The 1,969-nt window shown below is 66.7% G+C and carries 1 protein-coding gene; it reads left to right on the plus strand.

Annotation, left to right across the window (positions count from 1 at the left end; all coding sequences use genetic code 11):
* A partial coding sequence (locus tag GVY39_RS33645; protein WP_159931008.1) for a condensation domain-containing protein occupies nt 1–1,969 on the plus strand: 1,969 nt, incomplete at both ends.

A 1,969-nucleotide genomic window follows, 5' to 3' on the forward strand; every position in this document is an offset into this window, starting at 1 on the left:
GCTGGACGAGATTCCGTTGACGCCGGTGGGCAAGCTGGATCGGGCGGCTTTGCCGGAGCCGGTGTTCGCCGCTCGTGCTTTCCGTGCGCCGTCGACTCCGACGGAGGAGGTTGTGGCGGAGGTGTTCGCTGCGTTGTTGGTGGCCGAGGGTGGGGGTCGTGTGGGTGTGGATGATGATTTCTTCGAGTTGGGTGGTAATTCGTTGTTGGCGGCGCAGGCTGCGGCGCGGGTGGGTGCGGCGTTGGGTGTGCGGGTGCCGGTGCAGTTGTTGTTCGAGGTGTCGACGGTTGCGGGGTTGGCTGTGGGGGTGGAGCGGCTTGCGGGGTCGGTGGCGGGTCGGGCGTTGGTTGCGGGTGTGCGGCCGGAGCGGGTGCCGTTGTCGTATGCGCAGCAGCGGATGTGGTTTTTGAACCGGTTCGATCCGGGTAGTGGGGTGAACAATATTCCGGTCGCGGTGCGGTTGTCGGGGCGGTTGGATGTGGGGGCGTTGCGGGCTGCGGTGGGGGATGTGGTGGAGCGGCATGAGGTGTTGCGGACGGTGTATCCGGCTGTGGATGGGGAGGGTTTTCAGGTGGTGTTGCCGGTGGGGGACGCGCGGGCGGTGCCGGCGGTGGTGGTGGAGTCGGTGGAGGCTGCGGGGGTGGCTGGTCGGGTGGCTGCGGTGGTGGGTGAGGGTTTCGATGTGACGGTGGCGCCGCCGGTGCGGGTGCGGTTGTTGCGGGTGGGTGAGTTCGAGCATGTGCTGGTGTGTGTGGTGCATCACATCGCGGGTGATGGTTTTTCGATGGGGCCGTTGACGCGGGATTTGATGGCTGCGTATGTGCGGCGGTTGGGGGGTGAGGGGCCGGTGTGGGCGCCGTTGGCGGTGCAGTATGCGGATTTCGCGTTGTGGCAGCGGGAGGTTTTGGGTTCGGAGGATGATCCGGAGTCGGTGCTGGCGGGGCAGATCGCGTTTTGGCGGGCGGGTTTGGCGGGGTTGCCCGAGCAGTTGGAGTTGCCGGCGGATCGGGCGCGTGCGGCGGTGTCGTCGTATCGGGGGGCGACGGTGGGGTTCGAGGTGGATGCGGGGGTGGCCGCGGGGTTGGCGCGGGTGGCGCGTGCGCATGATGTGACGTTGTTCATGGTGGTGCATGCGGCGTTGGCGGTGTTGTTGGCGCGGTTGTCGGGGACGCGGGATATCGCGGTGGGGACGCCGGTGGCCGGGCGTGGTGAGGCGGTTTTGGATGATGTGATCGGGATGTTCGTCAATACGTTGGTGTTGCGGACCGAGATCGATCCCGCTGTGTCGTTTTCGGGGTTGCTGGCTGGGGTGCGGTCGGTGGATGTGGAGGCGTTCGGGCATGCGGATGTGCCGTTCGAGCGGTTGGTGGAGTTGCTGGATCCGCCGCGTTCGCCCGCGCGGCATCCGTTGTTCCAGGTGATGTTGACGTTCCAGAATTTGGTGGTGCCGGAGTTGGAGTTGCCGGGGTTGTCGGTGTCGGGGGTGGATTCGGCGGTGGGGGTGGCGAAGTTCGATCTGCAGTTGGCGGTGGCGGAGAGGTTCGATCGTGAGGGTGGGGTGGGGGGTTTGTCGGCGGCGTTCACTTATGCCACCGATTTGTTCGATGAGGCGACGGTGCGTGATTTCGCGGATCGGTTCACCCGGATCCTGGCCGCGGTCGCGGCGGATGCGTCGGTGGTGGTGGGGGATATCGATGTGCTGGCGCCCGGTGAGCGGGATCTGGTGTTGCACGAGTGGTCGACGCCGGGTGCGTTGGTGCCGGAGGTGACGTTGGTGGATGTGATCACCAGCCAGGCGCGGAACCGCCCGGATGCGGTCGCGATCCGTTTCGGGGACACCTTCTTGACCTTTGGTGAGTTGCAGCGGCGGGCGAATCGGGTGGCGCGGGCGTTGATCGCCCGTGGTGCGGGTCCGGAGTCGGTGGTGGCGGTGGCGGTGGCGCGTACCGAGGAATTGCCGGTGGCTTTG

Source organism: Nocardia sp. CY15 (genome assembly GCF_009829295.1).
GTDB lineage: Bacteria > Actinomycetota > Actinomycetes > Mycobacteriales > Mycobacteriaceae > Nocardia > Nocardia sputi.